The sequence below is a fragment of the Mesorhizobium sp. genome (assembly GCF_004962925.1).
Taxonomy (GTDB): Bacteria; Pseudomonadota; Alphaproteobacteria; order Rhizobiales; family Rhizobiaceae; genus Mesorhizobium.
In genome coordinates, this window is record NZ_SUEO01000280.1 from 1 (window position 1) to 6,972 (window position 6,972).

The following is a 6,972-nucleotide window of genomic DNA, read 5'->3' on the forward strand; positions in this document are numbered from 1 at the left end:
CGCGATCGGCCGGCGCGCAGTCGGCGCTCGGCAGGAAGCCGGCCGAGGAACAAGTCTTCGTGCCGGCGCTGCTGCATCTGGCCGACAGGGTGGCCACCAGGCTGCGGGCGAAATCGCGGCCCGGCCGCACGGTGACGGTCCGCGTCCGCTTCGCCGACCTGCGCTCGGTGACGCGCTCGATCACGCTCGACCAGCCGATTTCGGCAACCGCCATGCTGGCCGAGATCGCCGAGGCGCTGGTGCGCAAAGTGCTTGTCGATCATCCGTACGAAAAGACCATCTCGCTCTTGGCGATCGCCGTCTCGCATCTGGAGAAGCAGCCGGGCTTGCAGCTGGAACTGCCGCTCGACCTCGACGACGACCGCCGCCGCCCCGGCACCAGGAAGGGTGCCGCGCGCTGGACCGCCGACCGCGCCATCGACAAGATCCGCGACCGCTTCGGCTGGGAGGCAGTCGGCTATGCCTCGGTTGCCCTCGGACTGTCGCGGTCGGTTCCCGACGCGTTTCGCGAGCTGGCGGAAAAGGAATTGTGAGGCGGCGTGAAGAGGCTAGCCCAGCCGAGCCAACGGCGACACCGCAGGTCCGTTCAAAGCCGTGCCGTCGATAGCAAAATGCGAGCCATGGCAAGAGCAGTCCCAGCAGCGCTCGAGGGAGTTCCAGTGGACATGGCAGCCGACATGCGTGCATGCGGCCGAGCGCTTGTAGAGCGTGCCGTCGTCATCGCGAAATGCGGCGATTTTGCTGAGCCCTTCGCGAACGATGGCACCTTCTCCCGGTCGCAGCTTGTCGGCGGAATCGATTTCGCCAGGGGCGATATACTCGGCGAAACTCTTGATCGCCGTCGCATTCTCCGCGAGGTAATCGCCGATCGCGCCTGCCGTCTTCGAGACGGCTCGTAAAGTTCGCGCCAAGGGCTTTCTCCCCTCAGAATCAGGTCGGGATCAACAGGCCGGCGACCACGCCATGGGTGATGCCCTGGCCGGAATCCCCAGTCGCCACAAAGACACGCTGGTTGCCAGGATTGCGGCCGATGAACCCCGCATAATCGACGGTCTCCATCACCTGCCCGGACCACCGGTTCGTTTCCACGCCGATATCGGGCACCAGCCTTCTGGTCCAGGCTGCCAGGGCCGCGAAGCGGTCGCCGGCATCGTCGGCCTGCCCTGTTTTGTGGTCTTCACCTCCGACGATCAGGAAGTCGATACGGCCTTCGCCAGGCTGAAGCCGAACGTAGTGATACGGGTCCTCAGTATCCCAATACAGCGCATCCGGTAGGGTATCGCGCGCGATCTCGAACGACATCGCGTAGGTCCGATAGGGCGCCTGCTTGGTATGGAGGGCGACCCGGTCGTTGATCGGCGAGTTGGTGGCGACCACGGCCGATTTGGCAGACAAGGTAAAGCCCGAAACCGTGGATACGCGCACGCCGCCGTCAGTTTCCTCGACGTTTTCCACGATGGTATCGGGATAAAGCGCGCCGCCGCGCGCGCGGATGCCTGCGGCCAGCCCGCAGAGATATTTGAGCGGGTGGAAGGTCGCCTGATTGGCGTATCGAAGAGCCTGCGTATCCGAAAAGCCCGCAAACGGCACGCCCCTGATCTTCTCGACGTCGACCCCGATTTTCAGAGCGGCGTCCAGCTCGCGCTCGATATCGGATTCTCGACCGCCGGAAGCCGGAAAGAGAAAGCCGTAGAGGCGTCGGAAATCGCACGCGATACTCTCCGTCTCCTGGATTGATTGGATGCGGTCGATAGCGGCCGATTGGCTTTGATAAAAAATCCGCGCCAGGTCCTCACCGCGCAATTTGATCAGTTCCGAAAAATAGTCATCGCAGACGGATGACAGGTGCGCAGTGGTGCGAGCCGTCATGCCGCTGCCAATCCGGCCGCGATCGACGACAGCTACCTTTTGCCCGGCGACGGCCAGTTCGTACGCGACCGACAGTCCGGCAATTCCAGACCCGACGACGACGACATCGACCTGTTCGCTCTGCCCGAGCGGGACCGCATCGGGCGCTACTTCGGTCGCCGCCCAGAGCGATACGGTCCTTTCGTCGCTCACATTCATCGGTGGAACCTCCCATCCATGACATTCGGTAAACGGGCGCGAGGATTCAAAGTTCCTCCGCAGCTTTGAGTGCCGGCATAATGCTCAGTTTCGCCAGCCCGCCAACAGACCGCGTCGAGAAGAGCTCGGCGTGTCAGTGGCGGGCGGGCTAGTTGCTGGCCAGCTCGTAAAGCAGGGTGGTTCTGATGTGCCGCCCGGGCTCGCCCTCCACCGACAGGGCCGCCTCCAGAAATTTGGCAAATGCCGGGCACAAGTCCTTGTAATCCTGATTCGAACTCGCGATCGCCTCCATATCGCCTTGCGTCCCGCCAGCGGCGATGAAAGCGGTGATGAGCATGTCCCAGTCCCCGTCACCGGCCTCCACCGCCGGCAGGCCACTGTCCTTCGCGGTCGCGATGGCGTGGAACAGAGCCACAGCTGCCTTGTCCAGGGTTGCCATCATTTCATGATCGTTGACGGTCAGGGCGGCCGGTCCACTGGCCACATACCGATTGCAGGTGACGGTGGATTCCCCCGCCATCACATGGTTCAAGATGGCGAGTTCGGCGTGAAGCGCTTCCGAGGCGCCGCGATCAGGCGCGGATCGCAGCAGCGAGGCGTATCTGTGCCGCAGATCAACAACTGAGGCCATGCTCGCATTGCGAACCTGTTCGTAACCGCCGTGCGATTTGGCGACGGCCACTAATTCCTGAACGAGTTTGTCATAGTCCTCAGGAAGCTCCTGCTTGAGGGCCCGAAACATCTGGAATTCCTGTTGCTGCAATCGCTCGCTTATCCCTGCGGCCGTCGGTGTACTGTCCGTCGCCATCTGATAGAGATATTTGCCGCCGGCGAAGCCGAACACCCAAGGCAGGGCCTTGACCAAAACGAACGACCCTAACGCCGCAGCAGCCACCGCCGCGCCCGCACCATTCCAATTCGCCATTTTGCTGGCCTCCCCCAAAACCGCCAACCGCGGCCGCTATCCCGCCCATGCAGGCATGGTTCTCTCTTTGTTCCAATCAAAATGCAAGCAAAAACTGTCGAGGGCAGGAAAAAGCAATCACTGCGATAGACGCACCGGCTTGGGAAATCAGGCGCTCTCAATCCGATGCACTTTGCATCAGGTGCGATTGGTCATCGTTTCCTGCAAATGCGACATCCGAGGCGGCCCTGGTCGTCAGACCAAAAACGTTGCGCTGCCCCAGGCGATCAGGGCAATGCCGGCCGTCCGGCCAACCCACTGGCCGGCAGGAAACACCTTTTCGACCAGCACCAGAATGGCGAGCCCGGCAACCCACACCAGATTCATTATGCCACCCACGAACAACAACGCCATCAGCATCCAGCAGCATCCGACACAAAACGCCCCGTGCAGTGCGCCCAAACGCAGCGCGCCAAGTGCGTGGGGACGCCAGTGTCGGGAAAGGAATGCTGACGGTGCCCGGCAATGCGACAGGCAGGCGTTCTTGAGCGGCGAGAGCTGATACAGCCCCGCGGCGATCAGGACGATGCCTGAAAGCCAGCGGCTCTGCGAACTCATCATCGTCGCGGAAACGAATGCCTCGCGTTCGAGCAGCCAATGCAACGCGGCTGCCGCGACGGAGAACCCCAGCCAGACCAGAAGGTAGCCTGCCATGAATACGCCGCTGGGCGCGAGCTTGTCCTGGATCTGGCCCTGTGCGAGCGCATGGTGATGCACGCGCGCATAGAGCAGAATAGTCGGCGCCGCGCTCGGGGACATCATGGCGACCATCATGACCCACCACATCGCGATCATCAGCGCCCAGACCGCGGCCCCCCAGACCCGCGGTTCCGTGGCGCTCATGTCCATCCCGCTCATGCCCATGCCAGACATATCAGAGGCCACGTCGGCGGTTTGCTGGTGGGGGAATAGCGCGAGCCTCGACATCTCCCACGCATTCATGCCGAGCCCTGCCCCGGCGACGATATAAAGCCAGGCCAGCAGGCACAGCACCACCACGCCCGCGATCGTGACGACGCGGTCGCGCCTAAGCAGGCGTTCCAGTAGCGACGCGCCGTCCATGCGGCGCGTCAGGCTCGCACCACCCCGTGATTGTTGAGATGCAGGCGCGCGAACTGGCCGTAACTGTCCTTCGTGTTCACTTGAACCGGCCCGCTGGTTGTGCTCGAGGCACTGCCGATCTCGGCGACCGCATATTCGAAGCCGTTCGGCAACACGATCTGAGCGCGCGAGTCCGCGCCCGTCACCTTGTTGCGGATCGGTTCGCCGGCGGTTTCGATGTAGTCCTTGACGAAGATGCGGCCCCTGCGGCCGTCGATATCGAGGTCGAGATCGATCTTCGTGAAAACCGGATCATTCATTTTTGTCACGGTTGAGGCGTAGACGGCGAACATCGTCGCGAACGGGTCGGTGTCCTGGCCGGTCATGATGCGCAGCAGCGCGTTACGCTGCCGCTCGGTTGCATTCTCGTCGACGAAGGCGATGGCTTCGCCATTGCCTTCGTGGATCGCGCCGGGCCATTTGAAGATCGCGGCGATCCGAAGGCCATCGAGGCTGGTCTCGCCATGATGACCTTCATCGATCTGGATGCCCGCCACCGCATGGCGATGGCCTTTGTCGGGCAGCGCATTGAATTGACAGTTGCAGCCATATTCGCAGGTGCAATTGACGAGTTCGCGTCCCCTAATCTCCCAAGATGTCATATTGTCCTCCCTGACCCCAAAATATTAGACCATCATCATACACCTGCGCCGGCCGCGCCGCCATCCTGTCGCGCCAAGAGTGATCGCGACAAGAGGCGGCAGGCCAACGCGGCTTCTCGCCGAATTGGGGGTGAACATCCGCCCTGGAGATGGCGAGGCTGACATCGGAACGGCAGCAATTGGGTCGGAACGGGCCTTTCCGACCGCACCCGCGAAGGTCCGGAAGTGACCCAGAAGCGGGCGTTCGGTAGCGATCCGAGCAGCAACGATTTTGGCAGGAAATCGGTCTCGAATGCTGCAATCATCATCATGTCCCGTCCAGGTTGTGGACACTTCCTTCTCAAAGGCGCACTCTTAACGTGCGAAACGCGAGCTAGTGTTTCGTCCAATGCTTCACATGCTTGACTTGCGTCGGTGATTGCCTGACCTGTCCGGATACTTCCGGGTGGGCAGACCTCACATTGTGTCGCCTATCCGTGATCAGGCTACGGCCTAAGGCACGTTGCAGCCCGTTCCGGATCAACTGGGAGGTAAACAACATGCCTGATTTTCAGCGCAGAGAACTTCTTGTTCAAGGAAGCGCGGCGCTTGCCGCAATTGCTGCTCTCTATACCTCGCGTCGGGCTTACGCTTTTCCAACACGGGACAGCGAGGAAGTTATTCCGTGGCTGGATCAGCCGACCGAAAATCCCGATCCGGTAGGTATCCAGAAGCAGCTTGTCTGGGAGGATTTGGATAGCTGGATAACTCCAAACGACAAGTTCTTCAGCATCTCGCATTTCAACCGACCAACGATCGACGAGAAGACGTGGTCGATGGAGATCGGCGGCCTGGTCAAGAAGCCTTTGAAATTGACACTCGCCGACGTCAAGGCGCGGCCGCGGCAGGAGGTCGTTTTCACAGTGGAATGCTCGGGCAATCACGGGTTTCCCTTTTTCACCGGCGGCATCGGCAATGCTCGCTGGGCAGGGACGCCGCTCGCCCCGATCCTCGAGGAAGCCGGCGTTATGGAGAAGGGCATCGAGGTCGTCTTTTTCGGTACTGACCAAGGCGAGGTCGCAATACGCGACGTCAAGATGCAGCAGAACTTCGCGCGTAGCATGTCGCTCGCCGACGCGATGAACCCCGACAATCTCCTCTGCTATGAAATGAACGGAGCCGCCTTGCCGGCGGCCAATGGCTTTCCGCTGCGGCTGATTGCTCCGGGCTGGTACGGGATCGCCAACGTCAAGTGGCTGAAGCGCATTGAGGTTCGCGATACGCGGTTCATGAGCCTTCTGATGGCCCGTGACTATGTCACCATCCGGGAGGAAGACCACAATGGCGAGACCGTATGGGCCGAGACTTCGGTGGGGCGAGCGCTGATAAAGTCCGCGCCTGCGAAGGTTACCCGGAAAGACTCAGACTACTCCATCATTGGGGCGGCCTGGGGGGCGCCGATCGACCGGGTCGAAGTGCAAATCGATCAAGGGCCTTGGGCACCAGCGACCATCGACCACAGTGAGGAGGCCGAGCACGCCTGGAAGATTTGGTCCCTGGATTGGGCAAATCCCGCCCCTGGAGAACACACGGTGACCTCGCGCGCGGTCAGCACCACGGGACAAATTCAACCGGCAATGGACGATCCCTTGATTGCCAAGAAACACACATACTGGGAAAGCAATGGCCAGGTGACGCGCCGCGTGCGTGTCTAGAGCATTTTGCAGCCAAATGGAATCATTTGGCTGCCGCGGTAAAACAGATAGTTAGAGGGACTTGCCGGTTCCAAGAGAACCGGCACCTCTCTAAGAACTTGCTGCCATGTGCTGGCGCGCCCCTTCGCAAGCTCAATCAAAAGGGCTGCGGCGGGCACACCGCTGGGCGAGTTTGACCACGGCTTCGATTCCCTTCTTCTTCGACACCAATTACGACGCGCTTCTGCTGCCGAGCTGCAGCGGCGAAACCCGGCGGCCAAATATCCGCCGCCGGCGAAGACGTTGCCGGACGCCTGGCCGAAACCTGCGCGCACACCACCCCGCCCTGAGACTGCGCGGGGCGCGGTGGCTGGCGAAGGGAGTATTGAAACCGATGCTCTACGTCGCCCCCTTGCCGGCCCACTTGATCGGATGTCGCCATCGCGTTCGCCAGCTCCAACGCTGGAACAAAAGACGCTGCCGGTGGAGCTGCCAATCTCCCTCCTTGTGGGGGAGATGTCCGGCAGGACAGAGAGGGGCGCCGTCCCGCAACCTTCGCAACAAA

The 6,972-nt window shown here is 61.5% G+C and carries 4 protein-coding genes and 2 pseudogenes; 2 read left to right on the forward strand and 4 right to left on the reverse strand.

Annotated features, from left to right (window positions below):
* Window positions 1–533, forward strand: a pseudogene (locus tag E5W87_RS32515) (DNA polymerase IV); the annotation flags it as partial.
* 15 nt (window positions 534–548) lie between these two features.
* Here the strand turns inward: E5W87_RS32515 and E5W87_RS32520 are convergent.
* The 4 genes and pseudogenes from E5W87_RS32520 to E5W87_RS32535 all read right to left on the reverse strand — a co-directional run bounded on the left by E5W87_RS32520 (window position 549) and on the right by E5W87_RS32535 (window position 4,734).
* Window positions 549–2,067 (reverse strand): annotated as a pseudogene (locus E5W87_RS32520) (FAD-dependent oxidoreductase).
* 148 nt (window positions 2,068–2,215) lie between these two features.
* Entirely contained in the window at window positions 2,216–2,992 is a 777-nt protein-coding gene (locus E5W87_RS32525; RefSeq protein ID WP_292407172.1) for a hypothetical protein, read from the reverse strand.
* 234 nt (window positions 2,993–3,226) lie between these two features.
* On the reverse strand, window positions 3,227–4,093 hold the full coding sequence (locus E5W87_RS32530) for a DUF2182 domain-containing protein (protein WP_292407175.1): 867 nt from the start codon (window positions 4,091–4,093) through the stop codon (window positions 3,227–3,229).
* An 8-nt stretch (window positions 4,094–4,101) separates the two neighbouring features.
* Window positions 4,102–4,734 (reverse strand): DUF1326 domain-containing protein, encoded by a 633-nt coding sequence (locus E5W87_RS32535; RefSeq protein ID WP_292407179.1) that lies wholly within the window; start codon window positions 4,732–4,734, stop codon window positions 4,102–4,104.
* A 539-nt stretch (window positions 4,735–5,273) separates the two neighbouring features.
* Between E5W87_RS32535 and E5W87_RS32540 the strand changes: the two genes are divergently transcribed.
* Window positions 5,274–6,428, forward strand: a complete 1,155-nt coding sequence (locus E5W87_RS32540) for a sulfite oxidase (RefSeq protein ID WP_292407182.1) — start codon at window positions 5,274–5,276, stop codon at window positions 6,426–6,428.
* The last annotated feature ends 544 nt before the right edge of the window (window positions 6,429–6,972 follow it).

Coding starts and splice junctions, on each gene's coding strand:
- E5W87_RS32525 (WP_292407172.1), bottom strand. CDS start 2,992: ATGGCGAATTGGAATGGTGCGGGCGCGGCGGTGGCTGCTGCGGCGTTA.
- E5W87_RS32530 (WP_292407175.1), bottom strand. CDS start 4,093: ATGGACGGCGCGTCGCTACTGGAACGCCTGCTTAGGCGCGACCGCGTC.
- E5W87_RS32535 (WP_292407179.1), bottom strand. CDS start 4,734: ATGACATCTTGGGAGATTAGGGGACGCGAACTCGTCAATTGCACCTGC.
- E5W87_RS32540 (WP_292407182.1), top strand. CDS start 5,274: ATGCCTGATTTTCAGCGCAGAGAACTTCTTGTTCAAGGAAGCGCGGCG.